Origin of the sequence: Methylobacterium dankookense, assembly GCF_902141855.1 — a bacterium.
GTDB classification, from domain to species: Bacteria; Pseudomonadota; Alphaproteobacteria; order Rhizobiales; family Beijerinckiaceae; genus Methylobacterium; species Methylobacterium dankookense.
Genome location: NZ_CABFVH010000020.1, coordinates 59689 through 76971 on the forward strand (window position 1 = coordinate 59689; position 17283 = coordinate 76971).

Genomic DNA, 17283 nt, shown 5'->3' on the forward strand with positions numbered 1-17283 from the left:
ATCGCCCCGTGGCGGAGTGGTCCCGATGCGCGCGCGGCTCGCCCTTCTCGCCGGTCTCATGGCCGCCTGCCTCTTCGCCTCTCCCACCCTCGCGGCGGATGACGGCGCCCGCGACGCGGCCCGCGCCGCGATCAGCCGTCAGGCCGAGGCGCTCGCCCGGGACGATGCGGAGACCGCCTACGCTCAGGCCTCGCCCGCCATCCGCGACCTGTTCCCGACGCCGGAGGTCTTCATCGGCATGGTCCGGACGAATTACCGTCCGGTCTACCGCCACCGCAGCTTCGTCTTCGGGCAGGCGCAGGACCGGGGCGAGACCGGCCTGTCGCAGGAGGTCGCGATCCAGGACGAGTACGGTGTCGACTGGACCGCCGACTACACGGTCGAGCGCCAGCCGGACGGGAGCTGGCGCATCACCGGCTGCCGCCTGACCAAGGCGCCGGGCACGAATACCTGAGGGGTGAGCTCGCAGGTTTCGACACGGCCCCAGGCTTCGTGTAGAGGGGGCGCCTTCCCCCGGAGGCCCTCGTGCTGCATGTCTCGACCCGCGGCGACGCCGCGCCGCTCTCGTTTTCGGATGCCCTCCTCGCGGGCCTCGCCCGCGACGGCGGCCTCTACCTGCCCGAGAGCTGGCCGGGCATTCCGCACGGGGAGATCGCGGCGCTGGCGGGCGCCCGCTACGCCGACGCGGCCAAGCGCGTGCTGCGCCCCCTGGTCGACGGCGAGATCGCCGATGCCGACCTCGATGCGATGATCGAGGCCGCCTATGCCGGCTTCCGCCACGACGCCGTCTGCCCGCTGACCCAGCTCGGCGACAACCTGTTCCTGCTCGAACTCTTCCACGGCCCGACGCTCGCCTTCAAGGACGTGGCGATGCAGCTCCTCGGGCGGCTGATGGACCATGTGCTGAGGAAGCGCGGCGCGCGCGCCACCATCGTCGGCGCCACCTCGGGCGATACCGGCTCGGCCGCGGTCGAGGCCTTCCGCGGGCTCGATCAGGTCGACATCTTCATCCTCTACCCGCACGGCCGGGTCTCCGAGGTCCAGCGCCGCCAGATGACCTCGGTGGAGGCGGCCAACGTCCACGCGCTCGCCGTCGACGGCACCTTCGACGATTGTCAGAACATCGTCAAAGCGCTGTTCCAGCACGCGGATTTCGCCGACGAGGTCCGGCTGTCGGGCGTCAACTCGATCAACTGGGCCCGCGTCGCCGCTCAGGTGGTCTATTACTTCACCAGCGCCGTGGCGCTCGGCGCGCCCCACCGGCCGGTCTCCTTTGCCGTGCCGACCGGCAATTTCGGCGACATCCTCGCCGGCTGGGTCGCCAAGCGCATGGGCCTGCCGGTCGAGCGCCTGATGATCGGCACCAACGCCAACGACATCCTCGTGCGCACCCTGGAGCACGGCGCCTACGAGTTGCAGGGCGTCGTGCCGACGACCTCGCCCTCGATGGACATCCAGATCTCCTCGAATTTCGAGCGCCTGCTGTTCGAGGCGCTCGGGCGCGACGCCGCCTCGATCCGCCGGCTGATGGCCGGGCTGAAGCAGTCGGGCGGCTTCCGCCTGGACGATTCGGTGCTCGCCACCGTCCGCTCCGAGTTCGACGCCGTCGCCGTCCCCGAGCCCGACGTGATGGATGAGATCCGCGCGACCTATGCCGGAACCGGGATCGTGCTCGATCCGCACAGCGCCATCGGCGTCCGCGCCGGCCGCCGCCTGCTGGAGAAGGACCCGCGCACGCCCGTCGTCGCGCTCGCCACCGCCCATCCGGCGAAGTTCCCGGATGCGGTTGCTGAGGCGACCGGCGGCCTGCGGCCCGCCCTGCCGCCGCATCTCGCCGACCTGATGGAGCGCCCCGAGCGCGTCACCCGCGTGGCGAACGACCAGGCCGCGATCGAGACGCTGATCCGCTCGCGCGCCCGCATCACGAGGGGCGCATGAACCAGCATTTCGCCACGCACGGGGCCTCGCCCTCGCTGCGCGTCACCCGGCTCGACAACGGCCTCACCGTGGCGACCGAGGCGATGCCCGGCGTCGCCACCGCGACGCTCGGCGTCTGGGTCGGCGCGGGCTCGCGCCACGAGCGGGCGGAGGAGAGCGGCCTCAGCCACCTCATCGAGCACATGGCCTTCAAGGGCACGCGCACCCGCTCGGCCCGGGCCATCGCCGAGGACATCGAGAATGTCGGCGGCGAGATCAACGCGGCGACCTCGGCCGAGGGCACCAGCTACACGGCACGGGTGCTCGGCGAGGATGTCGGCGTCGCCCTCGACGTGATCGGCGACATCCTCTCCGATTCCGTCTTCGATGCGGGCGAGCTCGCCCGCGAGAAGGGCGTGATCCTCCAGGAATACGCCGCCGTCGAGGATACGCCCGACGACGTGGTCTACGACGCCTTCATCGAATCCGCCTTCCCGGGCCAGCCGATCGGCCGGCCGATCCTGGGGCGCCCGGAGACGATCAAGAGCTTCGACGAGCCGGCGATCCGCGCCTATCTCGCCCGCGAATACACCGCCGACCGCTTCGTGGTGGCCGCGGCCGGCGCCGTCGAGCACGAGGCGATCGTCGCCGCGGCCGGGCGGCATTTCGGCGCGATGCCGGCCGCCACCGCCCCCGAGGCGGTGCCGGGCGTCTATGGCGGCGGCGAGCGGCGCATGCCGCGCAAGCTCGAACAGGCGAACCTCGTCCTCGGCCTGCCGGGTCTCTCCTTCCGCGACGACGGCTACTACGCCCTGCACATGTTCGCGCAGGTGCTCGGCGGCGGCCTGACCTCGCGGCTCTGGCAGGAGGTCCGCGAGACCCGCGGCCTCGCCTACGAGATCCAGGCCTTCCACTGGCCCTTCTCCGATTGCGGCCTGTTCGGCATCGGCGCCGGCACTTCGGGCGGCGACCTCGCCGAGCTCACCGACGTGACCCTCGACGCCCTGGTCCGCGCGACGCGGGACATCGCGCCCGAGGAGATCGCCCGGGCCAAGGCGCAGCTCAAGCTCTCGCTGCTGGGCGCCCTGGAGACGCCGGGCGGGCGCATCGAGCGCAACGCCCGCCAGATCCTGGCCTGGGGCCGCGTCATCCCCGCCGCCGACGTGATCGCGAAGGTCGACGCCGTCACGGTCGAGGCGGTGCGCGCGGCGGGCGCGCGCCTGCTCGCCGGGGCGCCGACGCTCGCCGCCATCGGCCCGATCGGCAAGCTCCAGCCCCTCGACCGGATCGCCGGGCGGCTGCGCGCGGCCTGATCCGCGCCCGCAACTTGATTTGGCCGCAAACGGGGCCGATGCCCCGGCAAGCGGCCGGCAGGAAGCGGTGGGCGCCCGCGCGCCCGCCGGACCCGCCGGGTTGCTCCCTGTGGGTGGCGCCATTACCACTGCCCTGCACCTGAGCCGTTCACGCGCTCCAACGCCCGGCCGGAACCCTCCTCCGTTGCGCATCCTCGCCTTCTTCCTCGCCTGTCTCGTCTGCGGCCTGGTGGCGAGCCGGCCCGCGGACGCGGTCGAGGCGGTGCGGGTCACCCTGGACAGCCCGGTCATCGATCTGACGCCCGCGATCGAGCGCTACCGCTCGGACGGCGACCTCATCCAGATCTCGACCGCGCCGGGCAAGGACGGCATCGTCCGCCGCATCGTGGTCAAGGCGCGCGACGCCGGGGCGCGGCCGGACTGGATGGTCTTCGCGCTCACCAACGACACCGACGAGCAGATCGACCGCATCCTGGTGGCGCCGCATTTCCGGCTGGTCGATTCCGGCGTGGTCTGGCCGGATCTCGGCGGCTCGCGCATCGCCGCGATCACCGCGAGCCAGGGCATCCGCCCGGAGCGCGACGAGAACCCGGAAGCCGACCAGTTCGTCATCACGCTCGATCCCGGCACCACCGTCACCTACGTGGCGGAGCTGCGCGGCCCCAATATCCCGCAGGTCCATCTCTGGGACCAGGACGCCTACCGCAAGAAGGCCGCGGGCCTGACCCTCTACAAGGGCATCATCATCGGCATCGCGGGGCTGCTCGCCCTGTTCCTCACCATCGTCTTCGTGGTGAAGGGCGCGATCATCTTCCCCGCCGCGGCCGCGCTCGCCTGGGCGGTGCTCGCCTATGCCTGCATCGATTTCGGCTTCCTGCAGCGGGTCTTCACCGTCACGGAGCTGGCCGAGCGGGTCTACCGCGCCTCGGCCGAGGCGGTGCTCGGGGCGACGCTCCTCGTCTTCCTGTTCGCCTATCTGAACCTCTCGCGCTGGCACGTGCGCTACAGCCACGTCGCCTTCTTCTGGCTGGCCTTCCTCGCCGGCCTCGTCGGGCTCGCGGTGTTCGATCCGCCCGTGGCGGCGGGCGTGGCGCGGATCTCGATCGCGGCGGTGGCCGGCGTCGGCCTGCTGCTCATCGTCTATCTCGCCGCCCATAACGGCTACGACCGCGCCATCCTGCTGGTGCCGACCTGGACACTCCTCGTCGTCTGGGTGGCGGCGGCAGGCTTCGCGGTGACCGGGCAGATCGGCAGCGAGCTGGTCCAGCCGGCCCTGATCGGCGGCCTCGTCCTCATCGTCATGCTGATCGGCTTCACGGTGATGCAGCACGCCTTCGCGGGCGGCGGCCTCTCGCACGCCCTGGTCTCGGATACCGAGCGCCGCGCCCTCGCCCTCACCGGCGCCGGCGACGTGGTGTTCGACTGGGACGTGCCGGGCGACCGGGTCTTCGCCGGTCAGGAGATCGAGGGCCAGCTCGGCCTCGCCCGCGGCGCCCTCGAAGGGCCGGCGGCGAACTGGCTGCAACTGCTCCACCCCTTCGACGTGGAGCGCTACTCGGCGGCCCTCGACACGGTGATCGAGGAGCGGCGCGGGCGCATCGTCCACGATTTCCGCCTGCGCGCGTCGAGCGGCGCCTATTACTGGTACCGCCTGAAGGCGCGGCCGGTGATCGGCTCGGACGGCGAGGTGGTCCGCGTGGTCGGCACCATCGCCGACGTCACCGAATTGAAGACCGCCGAGGAGCGCCTCCTGCACGATGCCGTGCACGACAGCCTCACCGGCCTGCCGAACCGCGAGCTGTTCGGCGACCGGCTCGACGCGGCGCTCGCCTTCGCGAGCCAGGACGCGCGCCTGAAGCCGACGGTGATCGTCCTCGACATCGACCGGTTCAAGGGCATCAACGACGCGATCGGCCTGTCGGCCGGCGATTCCATCCTGCTCACCCTGTCGCGCCGCCTCGGGCGCCTGCTCCGCCCCCAGGACACCCTCGCCCGGGTCGCCGGCGACGAGTTCGCCGTGATTTTGCTCTCCGAGCGCGACCCGGACCGGGTGCTCGCCTTCGTCGAGATGATCCGCCGGGCCATCGCCACGCCGATCACCTATGCCGACCGCGAGATCTTCCTCACCGTCTCGATCGGCCTCGCCCTGTACGAGACGGGGGCACAGGTGAAGCGCGACGACGTGTTCAAGAACGCCGAGACCGCGATGATCCAGGCCAAGCGCGGCGGCGGCGATCGCATCGAGGTCTTCCGCGCCCATATGCGCGCCGAGCGCTCCGACCGCCTGATGCTCGAGGGGGACCTGCGCCGCGCGCTCGAGCGCAACGAGATGAAGGTGCTGTTCCAGCCGATCGTGCGGCTCGAGGACCGCACCGTGGCGGGCTTCCAGACGGTGCTGCGCTGGGACCATCCCAAGCTCGGCCGCATCCCCGCCTCGACCTTCATGCCGGTCGCCGAGGAGAGCGGCTTCATCGTCAATCTCGGCATCTTCGCCCTGGAGCGCACGGCGCTGGAGCTCGCCGCCTGGCAGCGGGCGCTGGAGGTGGAGCCGCCGATCTTCGCGTCCGTCGACGTCTCCTCGCGCCGCCTGCTGCGCCACGACCTCCTGCACGACGTGAAGACCGTGCTGGCGCGCTCCGGCGTCCTGCCGGGCTCGCTCAAGCTTCAGCTCTCCGAGGGTCTCGTGATGGAGAACCCGGAATACGCCGCGCAGATGCTGACCCGCATCCGCGACCTCGGGGCGGGTCTCTGCCTCTCCGATTTCGGCACCGGCTACTCGGCCCTGTCCTACCTGCAGCGCTTCCCCTTCGACACGATCAAGGTCGACCAGTCCTTCGTCCGCCAGATGGCGACCGGCAAGACCGCGATCCTGCGCTCCATCGTGAAGATGGCCACCGAGCTGAACCTCGCCATCGTCGCCGAGGGCACGGAATCCGAGGCGGACGCGCAGGCGCTGATGGAGCTTGGCTGCGAATACGCGGAGGGCACGGCCTTCGGCGAGCCGATGACCGTGCTCCAGGCCCGCCAGCTCGTCGGGGCCGCCCCCGAGGCCGCCTGACGACGGCCTCCCCACGGCTGCGTCTTGTCCCGGCGTCCGGGACTATTGCCCACGTGTCCCCGGCGCTCCGGAGCCTGTTGAGGCTGCCCGCACCCTGCCCTAGCGATCGGGGCGAGGGCCGGGGCGAGAGACATCGCATGAACACGGCCGGCCCCTCCAAGAGGGCTACCGATGAAAGCGCTGCTGTTCTCCGCTCAGGGCCGCATCGGCCGCGGGCAATTCTGGAAGGGTGTCGTGCTCTCGACGCTCGCCATGCTCGTCGTCCTGACGGTCGCGAACCTGATTCTGGCCCAGTTCGTCCCCAACGAGGCGTCCGACGACGGCGGATTCAAGGCGACGGGCGCCGCCGCGATCCCGATGGTGCTCGCCAACTTCGCCGTGATCGGCCTCTTTGCCTGGTCCTCGATCTGCCTCGGCATCAAGCGCTTCCACGATCGCGGCAAGCCCGGCATCTGGGTCCTGATCAGCTTCGTGCCGATCATCGGCGGTATCTGGTATCTGATCGAGACCGGCTTCCTGAAGGGCACGGACGGCGCGAACGCCTACGGGCCCGACCCGCTCGCCGGCTCCCTCCCCGCCGGCGCCCTCGCCGCCGCGCGCTGATCCGCAACCAGATCGGTTCGATACGCAGACACCCGGTGCCGCCGCAGCGGCGCCGGGTGTCTGCTTTTCAGAAACGGGAGCGTCCGCAATCGGTAGCGAGCCTCCGTTGACGATCGATTTAAGTCCGCCTTAACCATGTCGCGGCATCGTCTTGTGCATGATGGGTATGGGCGCGCACCGGGCGGCGCGCCGCCCGCACGGGTGGAGAGTGGGCATGGCCGAGGCGGCGCGGCGGTTCGAGAGCCGGAGCAATCCCGACGTCGTGCGTCGGCTGATCGCCCGCCCGATCCGGCTGGAGCACAGCCGGCTCGTCCCGCCGCCGCCCGAGCCGGAGGTGCTGCCCGAGCCCTTCGAGCCCGAGGTCGAGGCCGCCGTCACCGGTGAGCGCGACGTCGAGGTGCTCGAGGCCGAGCTCGCCCTGCTCAAGGCGGTGCTCCAGGCCGAGCGCGACGAGGTGGCCCAGCTCCGCGCCCGCCTCGCCCTCGCCGACGACGAGCCCGAGATGGACGTGCGCGCGATCCGCGAGCGCTGGGCCGCCCTCGTCGACCACCTGCTGCTGACCCGCCGCTGAACGGCCGCCTCGCGTGACCAGGAGACGCCCATGAGCGCGCGTTGCTCGCTCATCGTCAACGGCAAGGCCGTGCGCGTCTCGACAGGGGACACCCCCGTAGAGGCGGCGCTTGCCGAGGGCATGATCGGATCGCTCCAGGCCCTGCACGGGGCCGGGCTGCTCGGCCAGGGGCCGGGCGTCGCCCCCCGCCGGACCAAGAGCCGCCGCGGCCGGGCCGACACGCTGAAGCTCGCCGCCTCGACCGCCGCGCCCATCGTCGCCGCGGAGCCGCGGCACGTCCCGACCACGTCGCGCAAGGGCACGCTCACGGCCGTGCGCGTCCTCAGCCCGCACGTGGTCGAGGCGGTGGTGACGCTCGAGAAGCGGATCGTGCTGGAGCCGGGCCATCAGGTCGCCCTCAGCATCGAGGAGCTGAGCCCCGTCACCCTCTGCCCGACCCTGCGCGTCGACGGCTCGGCCGAGCTGAACGAGGCCGTGTTCCACTGCCCCCGCGACGAGGACGGGAACTCCCTGTTCGAGGCCGTCGGGCTCGACGTGGCGGTGAAGCTGAAGGGTCCGGTCGGGCGCGGCCAGTACCGGCCGGGCGGCGGCCGCCTCGTGCTCGTCGCCGCCGAGACGGGCTTCGGCGCGATCTGGTCGATCGCCCATGCCGCCCGCTACATCGAGCCGGCCCGCGAGATGACCGTGATCGTCGGCGCGCGTGATTCCCGCGACCTCTACATGCGCGAGAGCCTGGACTGGCTGCGCCGCACCGGCATCGGCCGCATCGTGATGGTGGCCGACCGCGGCCGCCAGCGGCCGCCGGACGTGCGGCCCGGGCCGCTCACCGCGCACCTGCCCAGCTTGCGCGCCACGGATGTGGTGCATGTCGCGGGCTCCGCCGCGACCATCGGCGCCGTGCAGGTGCTCGCGGCCTCGGTCGGCGCGCGCTGCTACCCGATCCCGGTCGAGGGGCTCGATCCGGCCTGATCAGGCTTCTTTGACGTTTTCAAGTTGATCGAACCGGAGCGGCCCGCTCGACCCGAAGCGATCGACTGGTTTCAGGATCAGGCCGGCCGCCAGATCCGCTGCCGCCCGCTGATCCCGCGCAGGGCGAAGGCGCCGACCGGTTCGAAGGGGGCGCCGCAGCGCGCGGCGAAGGCGTCGGAGACGAGGAGCGGCTGGCCGACCTCGCCGCACAGGGCCTCGATCCGGCTCGCCTCGTTCACGGCGCTGCCGATCACCGTGAAATCGAGCCGCCGCCCGGTCCCGACATTGCCGTAGACCAGCGGCCCGAAATGCAGGGCGAGGTCGGCCTCCAGGGCCGGCAGGCCGGCGCGCGCGCGGCGCCGATTGAGCGCGTCATTCCCCGCGAGCGCCCCGCGGGCGGCGGCCAGGGCCGCCCCGCAGACCGGGCACGGTGAGCGCTCCGGATCCTCCACGGGGAAGATCGCGAGGAAGCCGTCGCCGAGGAACTTCAGGATCTCGCCGCCCTCCGCCCGGACCGGCTCGCCCAGCGCGTCGAGATGCTCGTCGAGCCAAGCCACCACGCGCAAGGGGTCCTCCCGGTCGGCCAGCGCCGTGAAGCCGCGCAGGTCCGCGAGCAGGATCGCGGCCGAGACCGTCCGGCCCTGGCCGCGCCGCACCTCGCCGGCGAGCACGCGCGTCGCGGTCAGGGGGCCGAGATAGGTCGTCAGCGAGTCGCGCAGGCTCTGCGCCAGGCTGAACTTGCACATGGCGAGGGCGAGTGCCGGGCGCAGGGCCGCGAAGGCGGCGAGCGCCCCGTCCGAGAAGCCGCCGGGTCGGTCCGTGGCGAAGGACAGGGCGACGCCGTACACCGCCGTGCCGGAGGTGAAGGCCGTCAGATGCAGGACGTAGTCGGTCCCGCCCTGCGCGCGCAGCTCGCCGAGCAGCGTCAGGTTCGGGACGGGCGCCGGTCCGTCGAGACGCCAGCGCAGGGAATCGCCCCCGTTCTCGAGGAGCGCGTTGATCGGCGAGCGCGCGAACTGCGCCTCGCCCTCCGGGCCGTGCTCGGTCGATTCCCGCACCAGCCCGCGCCCGCGGCGCCAGACGAGGCTGATCGCACGGAAGGTCGGGTCGATCGCCGGCATCGCCACGCTGACCCGCCAGAGCGGGATGCCCGCATCGAGTAGGGCAGCGAAGGCCGTCTCCAGGACGTCCTCCGCGCGAGAGGCGACCGCCGCCCCGGCCACGAGCCGGTCGGCGATCGCCGCGATGATCGGGTCCTTCGACGCCACGGATCGCGCGACGCGCCGCCCTCAGGCGACGCGCACGCGCCAGATCTCCTCGGCGTATTCGCGCATGGAGCGGTCGGAGGAGAACCACGCCATCCGGGCGGTGTTGTGGATCGCCCGCCTCCACCACGCCGCCGGGTCCTTCCAGGCGGCGTCGATCTCGCGCTGGGCGCGCCAGTAATCGTCGAAATCGACGGTGAGCAGGTACTGGTCGCGGTGGCGCAGGTCGTCGGTGAGCGGCCGGAAGCGGTTCGGCTCCTCGGGCGAGAACCGGCCGGAGGCGATCATGTCGAGCGCCGCCGCGAGGCGCGGCGAGTTCCAGATCGCGTCGCGGGCATAGTGCGGCTCCGCCGAGCGGGCCTGCACGCCGGCCGCGTCGAGGCCGAAGATGAAGATGTTCTCCGCGCCCACATGGTCGCGGATCTCGATGTTGGCGCCGTCGAGGGTGCCCACCGTCAGGGCGCCGTTCAGCGCGAACTTCATGTTGCCGGTGCCCGAGGCCTCCATGCCGGCGGTGGAGATCTGCTCCGAGAGGTCGGCGGCCGGGATGATCGCCTCGGCGAGGCTCACCGAGTAGTTCGGCATGAACACGACCTTGAGCCGGTCGGCCACCTCGGGATCGTCGTTGACCGCGCGGGCCACGTCGCAGGCGAGCTTGATGATGAGCTTGGCCTGCGTGTAGCTCGGCGCCGCCTTGCCGCCGAAGATCTTCACCCGCGACGTCCAATCCTTGTGCGGCTCGGCCTTGATCGCCTGGTAGAGCGCCACCGTCTCGATGACGTTGAGGAGCTGGCGCTTGTACTCGTGGATGCGCTTGATCTGCACGTCGAACAGCGCGGACGGGTCGACGCTCACGCCGGCGCGGTCCTCAATGATCCGGGCGAGCGCCTCCTTGCGGCCGCGGCGCACGGCGGCGTAGCGCTCCACGAAGGACGCGTCCTGCGCGAAGGCGTCGAGACCCTTCAGCAGCTCCGGATTGTCGAGGACGCCCGCGCCCACCGCGTCGACGGCGAGCCGGGTCAGGCCCGGATTGGCGTTGTGGAACCAGCGGCGGAAGGTGATGCCGTTGGTCTTGTTGACGATCTTGTCCGGATCGAGGGCGTGCAGGTCCGCGAAGACGGTCTTGCGCATCAGTTCGGTGTGGAGCGCCGAGACGCCGTTGACCCGGCGCGAGCCGTGGAAGGCGAGATGGCCCATGCGCACGCGCCGTCCGTGCGACTCGTCGATGAGCGAGACGGCGGCGAGATGCGCGGCGTCCGACTTGCCGTTCTTGGCCTGCTCCTCGAGGTGCATCCAGTTGATCAGGTAGATGATCTGCATGTGGCGCGGCAGCAGCCGCTCCATCAGCTCGACCGGCCAGGTCTCAAGGGCCTCGGGCAGGAGGGTGTGATTGGTGTAGTTCAGCGTGTTGGTGGTGACGTGCCACGCATCCTCCCAGATGAGGCCGTGGTCCTCGAGCAGGATGCGCATCAACTCCGGCACGGCGATGGCCGGGTGGGTGTCGTTGAGCTGGATCGCGGCGTGGTCGGGCAGCGTGCGCACGTCGCCGCGCTCGGCCACGTGCCGCCGGACGAGGTCCTGCAGCGAGGCCGAGGTGAAGAAGTATTCCTGGCGCAGGCGCAGCTCCTGGCCGGCGGTGGAGGAATCGCTCGGGTAGAGCACCCGCGAGATCGCCTCGGCGCGCATGCGGTTCGCCACCGCGCCGACATGGTCGCCGCCGTTGAACTGGGCGAGGTCCACCGGCTGCTCGGCCTCGGCCTTCCACAGGCGCAGGGTGTTGACCGTCCGGCCCTTCCAGCCGACCACCGGCACGTCGTGGGCCACCGCCTTCACCGTCTCGGTGGGGTGCCAGCTGCGGCGGATCACGCCCTCGCTGACCATCGACATGGTGACGTGTCCGCCGAAGCCGATCGTGTAGGTCGCCTCGGGGCGGACGAACTCCCAGGGGTTGCCCTCGGCGAGCCAGGTCTCCGGCGCCTCGCGCTGCCAGCCGTTCTCGAAGGACTGGCGGAACAGGCCGTGGTCGTAGCGGATGCCGTAGCCGTAGGCCGGGATGCCGATGGAGGCCATGCTCTCCATGAAGCAGGCGGCGAGGCGCCCGAGGCCGCCATTGCCGAGCGCGGCGTCCGGCTCGGCCGCCTCGACCGCGCCGAGATCGACGCCGAGGTCCTTCAGCGCGGCGCGCGTGGTCTCCACGAGGCCGAGATTGTTCATCGCGTCGGAGAGGAGCCGGCCGATGAGGAATTCGAGGGAGAGGTAGTAGACGCGCTTGTTCGGCACCGACCGGTCGGCGGCGGCGCAAGCGGCCACGATCCGGTCGCGCAGGGCGAGCGCGGTGGCCGCGAACCAGTCGCGCTCGCGCGCGGTCTCGGGCGACTTGCCGATGACGAAGGCGAGCTTCGCGCGGATCGCCTCGCGCAGGTCGATCACCGCGTCGCCGGATGCGGGAAGGACGGGCGTGGCCGACGTCGCCGGCCGCACGGCGGCCGTCGCGTCTTGCTCGGAAGCCTCCTTGCCGGAAGGCCGGGTAAGGACGTCGTTCAGCACCTTGCTAACCCCCATAAATAGTCGCCGCCGCGTGCTCCGCGTGCCCGGGTCCGTCGTCCGCTTCTAGCGGCGGCGATCGGCTTCCGTATTGATGGACGCCGTATCCTGTTCCGGGCTTGCGGCCATTGCGAGGCGAGTCTGAGGCACATGCTCCGTCTGCAAGCGATGTGCCGGGTTCGCGGCAAAGCCTTGCAGCCCGGCTGCAGATGACCTCAGGCTCTCACGATGTGGTTGAAGCAATGCTGAACGCGGCCGAAGGATCCCGCCGCGCGCTTTTGGGCGGGTGACGGGTCGCCGCTTCCGGCCCAGCCCCTACCTCTGGCGCGGGGAAGCAAGCCTCCGGGGAACAGCGCATGGCCGAGACCGTCTGGTGGAAACGCGGCACCGTCTATCAGGTCTATCCGCGCTCGTTCCAGGATACGAACGGCGACGGCGTCGGCGATCTCGCCGGAATCACGCAGCGGCTCGACTATCTCGCCTGGCTCGGCGTCGACGCAGTCTGGATCTCGCCGATCTATCCCTCGCCGATGGCCGATTATGGCTACGACGTGGCCGATTATTGCGGCATCGACCCGCTCTTCGGCACGCTCGCCGATTTCGACGCGCTGGTGGCCGAGGCGCACCGGCGGAAGCTGAAGGTGATTCTCGACTTCGTCCCGAACCACACCTCGATCGCCCATCCCTGGTTCGCGGAGGCCCGCGCCGCGCGCGAGAGCGCGAAGCGCGACTGGTACATCTGGCGCGACCCCGCGCCCGATGGTGGTCCGCCGAACAACTGGCTCAGCAATTTCGGCGGCCCGGCCTGGACGCTCGATCCGGCGAGCGGCCAATACTATTACCACGCCTTCCTGCGCGAGCAGCCGGACCTGAACTGGCGCAACCCGGCCGTGCGCGAGGCGATGTACGACGCCATGCGCTTCTGGCTGGAGCGCGGCGTCGACGGCTTCCGGATCGACGTGATCTGGCACCTGATCAAGGACGACGACTTCCGCAACAACCCGTCCAATCCGGATTTCGCCGCGCACCTGCCGGAGATCAACCGCTTCACGCAGGTCTATTCCGCCGACCGTCCGGAAGTGCTCGACGTCATCGCCGAGATGCGCTCCGTGCTGCGGGCCTATGGCGAGCGGGTGCTGATCGGCGAGATCTACCTGCCGATGGAGCGGCTGATGGCCTATTACGGCCCCGACCTCTCGGGCGCCGACATGCCCTTCAACTTCCAGCTCATCCAGACGCCCTGGCGCGCGGACGCGGTGGCGGAGCTCGTCGAGAACTACGAGGCGGCGCTGCCCGAGGGCGGCTGGCCGAACTGGGTGCTCGGGAACCACGACCAGCCCCGCATCGCCGCCCGGATCGGCGAGCGGCAGGCCCGCATCGCGGCGATGCTGCTCCTCACGCTGCGCGGCACGCCGACCCTCTATTACGGCGACGAGCTCGGCCTCGGCCGCGTGCCGATCCCGCCGGACCGGGTCCGCGACCCCTGGGAGATGAACGAGCCGGGCCATGGCCGCGACCCGGAGCGCACGCCGATGCAGTGGGATGACGGCCCCCAGGCCGGCTTCAGCAAGGTGGAGCCCTGGCTGCCGCTCTCGCCGGACGCGCCGACGCGCAATGTCGACGCGCTGCAGGACGTGCCCGGCTCCATGCTGACCCTCTACCGCCGCCTGCTCGCGTTGCGCCGCGAGCATGCTGCCCTTTCCACGGGCAGCTACCGCACCGTGCCGACGCAGCCCGAGGAGGTCTTCGCCTACGAGCGCGAGGACGAGGGCCGCCTCTTGCGCATCGTGCTCAATTTCGGCGAGGGCGCGCACGAGATCCCCCTCCCCGACGGGACCGCCTGGGCGGTGCTGCTGTCGAGCGATGCCGGCCGTGCCGGCGAGCGCGCCGCGGGCCGCATCGTGCTCGCCGGGGCCGAGGGCGTGATCCTGCTCGCGGTCTGAATCTCGCGGTCTGAATTTCGACCGCGCTGCATTGCGGCGGGCGCAGTGTTGCGTTAACGAATTTCGTGGCCTGATTTGTGCGACGCAACGGAACCGGCAGGGGACAGGGGCGTTGGCATGACGATCTTGGCCGCGGGCGCCTCAGCCCGTACCGGGCGGACCGCCCGCATCGAGACCGCTGCAATGGCATTCTGGGGTTGTTCGGACGGCGAGAGCCGTGTGCCGTTGCGCGAGCCCGACCCCAGATACGATTCAGCTTTGGACCAGCGCACCTCGCTGCAGTCGCGCATCCTGTTCGCGACGCCGGAGATGGCCGACTTCGTGAAGACGGGCGGCCTCGGCGAGGTGGCGGCCGCCCTGCCGCGGGCGCTGCGCCGCAGCTTCGACGTGCGCGTGCTCATCCCCGGCTACCGGCAGGTGCGCGCCGCCTTCCCGGACATTCCGGTGATCGGCCGCCTGGAGGGCTTCGCCCAGGTGCCGGCCTGCGATCTCGGCCTCGTCGAGACCGAGGACGGCCTCTCGATCTACGTCCTCCTGAACGCCGACCTGTTCGAGCGCGAGGGCACGCCCTACGGCGATGCCGGCGGCGATTTCTGCGACAACGACCTGCGCTTCGCCCGGCTCGGCCTCGCCGCCGCCGAGATCGCGCTCGGGGCCGATCCGGCCTGGCGTGCGGATCTCCTCCACCTCAACGACTGGCAGGCCGCCCTCGCCCCCGCCTACCTCGCCTGGCGCGGGATCCGGGTTCCGAGCGTGCTGACGATCCACAACCTCGCCTACCAGGGCCTGTTCCCGCAGGCGAACCTTGCCCGGCTCGGCGTGCCCGACCACGCCTTCCACATGAACGGCGTCGAGTTCTACGGGCAGCTCTCCTTCCTCAAGGCGGGCCTGTTCTACAGCTCCTTCGTGACCACGGTCAGCGAGACCTATGCCCGCGAGATCCAGACGCCCGAGATGGGCTGCGGCCTCGACGGGCTCCTGCGCACCCGCGCGGCGCGGGGGCGGCTCGCCGGCATCCTCAACGGCATCGACGAGAGCTGGGACCCGCGGACCGACCCGCACCTCGCCACCCGGTTCGAGATGGACGACTGGAAGGGCAAGCGCGCCAATGCCGAGGCCGTGCGCCAGCATTTCGGGCTCTCGGTCTCGCGCGGGCCGCTCTTCGCGATCGTCTCGCGGCTGGTGCACCAGAAGGGCATCGACCTTTCGATCCAGGCCGCCGAGACCATCGTCGCCGAGGGCGGCCAGATGGTGGTGATCGGCCAGGGCGAGGGCCGCTTCGAGAACGCCCTGCGCAGCCTCGCCCGCAAGCATCCGGATTCGGTCGGCGTGCATGTCGGCTTCGCCGAGGATCAGGCGCGGCGCATGTTCGCGGGCAGCGACTTCCTGCTGATGCCCTCGCGCTTCGAGCCCTGCGGCCTTGCCCAGATGTACGCGCAGCGCTTCGGCTCGCTGCCGATCGTGCGCCGCACCGGCGGCCTCGCCGACACGGTCGAGGACGGGGTGACCGGCTTCACCTTCGCGGACGGCGCCGATACGGGCTTCCTCGGCGCGGTGCGCCGGGCGCTCGACACCTTCGGCCAGAAGAAGCGGCTCAACACCATGCGCCGGCAGGCGATGTCGCGGGATTTCGGCTGGGCCGGGGCCGCGGAGCATTACGCCGCCCTCTACGCCCGCGCCTTCGGCAACAACGCGGCGCAGCGCTGGCGCGCTGCCTGACGCTCAGAGCAGCGCGCGGACCAGCTCCCTGAACCGGTCGCCGCGCTGCTCGAAGGAGCGGAACTGGTCGTAGGAGGCGCAGGCCGGCGAGAGCAGCACCACCGGCTCGGGCGCGGCGGAGGCGTCCGCGCCCTCCGCCGCCGCCGCCACGGCCCGGTCGATCGTCTCGCAGCGGGTGTAGGGCACCGCGCCCTCCAGCGTCGCCGCGAAGGCGTCGGAGGCCGCGCCGATCAGGTAGGCGTGGGCGATCCGCTCGAAATACGGCACCAGCGGGAAGATGCCGCCATCCTTGGCCTTGCCGCCGAGGATCCAGTGGATGTCGCGGAAGGCGGTGAGCGCCTTCTCGGTGGAATCGGCGTTGGTCGCCTTCGAATCGTTGACGAAGAGAACCCGGCCGCGCCGGCCGACCTCCTCCATCCGGTGCGGCAGGCCGGGGAACGAGCGCAGGCCCGCCTGGATCTCCTCCGCGCCGAGGCCGAGCGCGCGGGCGACCGCGACGGCCACCGCCGCGTTCTGCCAGTTGTGCGCGCCGCGCAGCGAGCCGATCCCGGAGACGTCGGCGAGACGGCTCCCGTCCGGATCGAACACCGCGGCGTCGCGGGCGACGAGAGCCTCGGCCGAGAGCAAAGCCTCGCGCGGCACGTGCACGCGCACGAGGTGCTCAGACCGGCGCTCGGCGATCTCGCGGCTGAGCCGATCGTCGATGCCGACCACGGCGAGGTCCGAGCCCGCGATCAGCCGCTCCTTGATGGCGGCGTATTGCTCCAGCGTGCCGTGCCGGTCGAGATGGTCGGGGGTGATGTTGAGCAGGATTCCGACGCTCGGATTCAGCGAGGGCGTCAGGTCGATCTGGAACGAGGACATCTCGATCACGTGGATCCGCGCCTCCGAGGGCGGCTCCAGCGAGAGGATGGCGGTGCCGATATTGCCGCCCATCTGCACGTCGCGGCCGGCCGCGCGCAGGATATGCGCGATCAGCGCCGTGGTGGTGGATTTGCCGTTGGTGCCGGTGATCGCGACGAACGGGCTCTTCGGCGCCATCGTCGCCCGCTCGCGGCAGAACAGCTCGATGTCGCCGACGATCTCGACGCCGGCCGCCTGGGCGAGGCCCACCGTCCAGTGGGGCGCCGGATGCGTCAGCGGCACGCCCGGCGCCAGGACGAGGGCGGCGAAATCCGACCAGTCGGCGCTGCGCAGGTCCCGGGTCTCGATGCCCGCGGCCTCGGCGCGGGCGACGCTCTCGGGGTTGTCGTCCCAGGCGAGCACCCGCGCGCCGCCGGCCTTCAGGGCGAGCGCGGTGGCGAGCCCGGATCCGCCGAGCCCGAACAGGGCGACGCGGCTGTCCGCGAAGGTGGTGATGGGTGTCATACGCGCACCTTGG

Annotated in this window: 12 protein-coding genes; 9 read left to right on the plus strand and 3 right to left on the minus strand. The window is 71.2% G+C overall.

Translation table 11 applies throughout. The features are described from left to right. Positions 1-25 precede the first annotated feature (25 nt). The 7 genes from MTDSW087_RS16050 (at position 26) to MTDSW087_RS16080 (ending at position 8431) form a co-directional block, all read left to right on the plus strand. Positions 26-454, plus strand: coding sequence for a DUF4864 domain-containing protein (locus MTDSW087_RS16050; RefSeq protein WP_144765614.1), 429 nt, complete (start codon positions 26-28; stop codon positions 452-454). Between the two features lie 71 nt (positions 455-525). Beyond that, entirely contained in the window at positions 526-1938 is a 1413-nt protein-coding gene (gene thrC / locus MTDSW087_RS16055; RefSeq protein ID WP_144765616.1) for a threonine synthase, read from the plus strand. Beyond that, on the plus strand, positions 1935-3230 hold the full coding sequence (locus tag MTDSW087_RS16060) for a M16 family metallopeptidase (RefSeq protein ID WP_144765618.1): 1296 nt from the start codon (positions 1935-1937) through the stop codon (positions 3228-3230). The genes thrC and MTDSW087_RS16060 overlap by 4 nt, the downstream gene beginning before the upstream one ends. Positions 3231-3414: 184 nt before the next feature. Further along, positions 3415-6288, plus strand: a complete 2874-nt coding sequence (locus tag MTDSW087_RS16065; protein WP_144765620.1) for an EAL domain-containing protein — start codon at positions 3415-3417, stop codon at positions 6286-6288. 171 nt (positions 6289-6459) lie between these two features. Further along, positions 6460-6891: a DUF805 domain-containing protein gene (locus MTDSW087_RS16070; RefSeq protein ID WP_144765622.1), complete on the plus strand. Its 432-nt coding sequence runs from the start codon at positions 6460-6462 to the stop codon at positions 6889-6891. A 214-nt stretch (positions 6892-7105) separates the two neighbouring features. Further along, on the plus strand, positions 7106-7462 hold the full coding sequence (locus tag MTDSW087_RS16075) for a hypothetical protein (protein ID WP_144765624.1): 357 nt from the start codon (positions 7106-7108) through the stop codon (positions 7460-7462). A gap of 30 nt (positions 7463-7492) precedes the next feature. Next, the gene (locus MTDSW087_RS16080; protein ID WP_144765626.1) at positions 7493-8431 is read left to right on the plus strand and encodes a ferredoxin reductase domain-containing protein; all 939 of its coding nucleotides are present in this window, start codon (positions 7493-7495) and stop codon (positions 8429-8431) included. A gap of 77 nt (positions 8432-8508) precedes the next feature. On the opposite strand, the gene MTDSW087_RS16085 is transcribed toward MTDSW087_RS16080, so the two are convergent. Together MTDSW087_RS16085 and MTDSW087_RS16090 are read right to left on the minus strand one after the other, a co-directional pair. Beyond that, positions 8509-9699, minus strand: coding sequence for an adenylate/guanylate cyclase domain-containing protein (locus tag MTDSW087_RS16085; protein ID WP_144765628.1), 1191 nt, complete (start codon positions 9697-9699; stop codon positions 8509-8511). Positions 9700-9720: 21 nt separating this feature from the next. Beyond that, complete coding sequence (locus tag MTDSW087_RS16090) at positions 9721-12243, minus strand: glycogen/starch/alpha-glucan phosphorylase (protein ID WP_373321886.1); 2523 nt, start codon at positions 12241-12243, stop codon at positions 9721-9723. Between the two features lie 353 nt (positions 12244-12596). On the opposite strand from MTDSW087_RS16090, the gene MTDSW087_RS16095 reads away from it, so the two are divergent. Beyond that, on the plus strand, positions 12597-14183 hold the full coding sequence (locus tag MTDSW087_RS16095; protein WP_144765632.1) for an alpha-amylase family glycosyl hydrolase: 1587 nt from the start codon (positions 12597-12599) through the stop codon (positions 14181-14183). Positions 14184-14366: 183 nt separating this feature from the next. Then, a complete protein-coding gene (glgA, locus tag MTDSW087_RS16100) occupies positions 14367-15902 on the plus strand; it encodes a glycogen synthase GlgA (protein WP_144765634.1) in 1536 nt (511 codons plus the stop codon). A 3-nt stretch (positions 15903-15905) separates the two neighbouring features. On the opposite strand, the gene murD is transcribed toward glgA, so the two are convergent. Continuing rightward, positions 15906-17270, minus strand: a complete 1365-nt coding sequence (murD, locus tag MTDSW087_RS16105; protein ID WP_144765636.1) for a UDP-N-acetylmuramoyl-L-alanine--D-glutamate ligase — start codon at positions 17268-17270, stop codon at positions 15906-15908. Positions 17271-17283 lie beyond the last annotated feature (13 nt).

What these genes read in the sequence shown, in the direction of transcription:
- MTDSW087_RS16050 (WP_144765614.1), top strand. Translation starts at nt 26, where the DNA reads ATGCGCGCGCGGCTCGCCCTTCTCGCCGGTCTCATGGCCGCCTGCCTC.
- MTDSW087_RS16060 (WP_144765618.1), top strand. Translation starts at nt 1,935, where the DNA reads ATGAACCAGCATTTCGCCACGCACGGGGCCTCGCCCTCGCTGCGCGTC.
- MTDSW087_RS16070 (WP_144765622.1), top strand. Translation starts at nt 6,460, where the DNA reads ATGAAAGCGCTGCTGTTCTCCGCTCAGGGCCGCATCGGCCGCGGGCAA.
- MTDSW087_RS16075 (WP_144765624.1), top strand. Translation starts at nt 7,106, where the DNA reads ATGGCCGAGGCGGCGCGGCGGTTCGAGAGCCGGAGCAATCCCGACGTC.
- MTDSW087_RS16080 (WP_144765626.1), top strand. Translation starts at nt 7,493, where the DNA reads ATGAGCGCGCGTTGCTCGCTCATCGTCAACGGCAAGGCCGTGCGCGTC.
- MTDSW087_RS16095 (WP_144765632.1), top strand. Translation starts at nt 12,597, where the DNA reads ATGGCCGAGACCGTCTGGTGGAAACGCGGCACCGTCTATCAGGTCTAT.
- glgA (WP_144765634.1), top strand. Translation starts at nt 14,367, where the DNA reads ATGGCATTCTGGGGTTGTTCGGACGGCGAGAGCCGTGTGCCGTTGCGC.
- murD (WP_144765636.1), bottom strand. Translation starts at nt 17,270, where the DNA reads ATGACACCCATCACCACCTTCGCGGACAGCCGCGTCGCCCTGTTCGGG.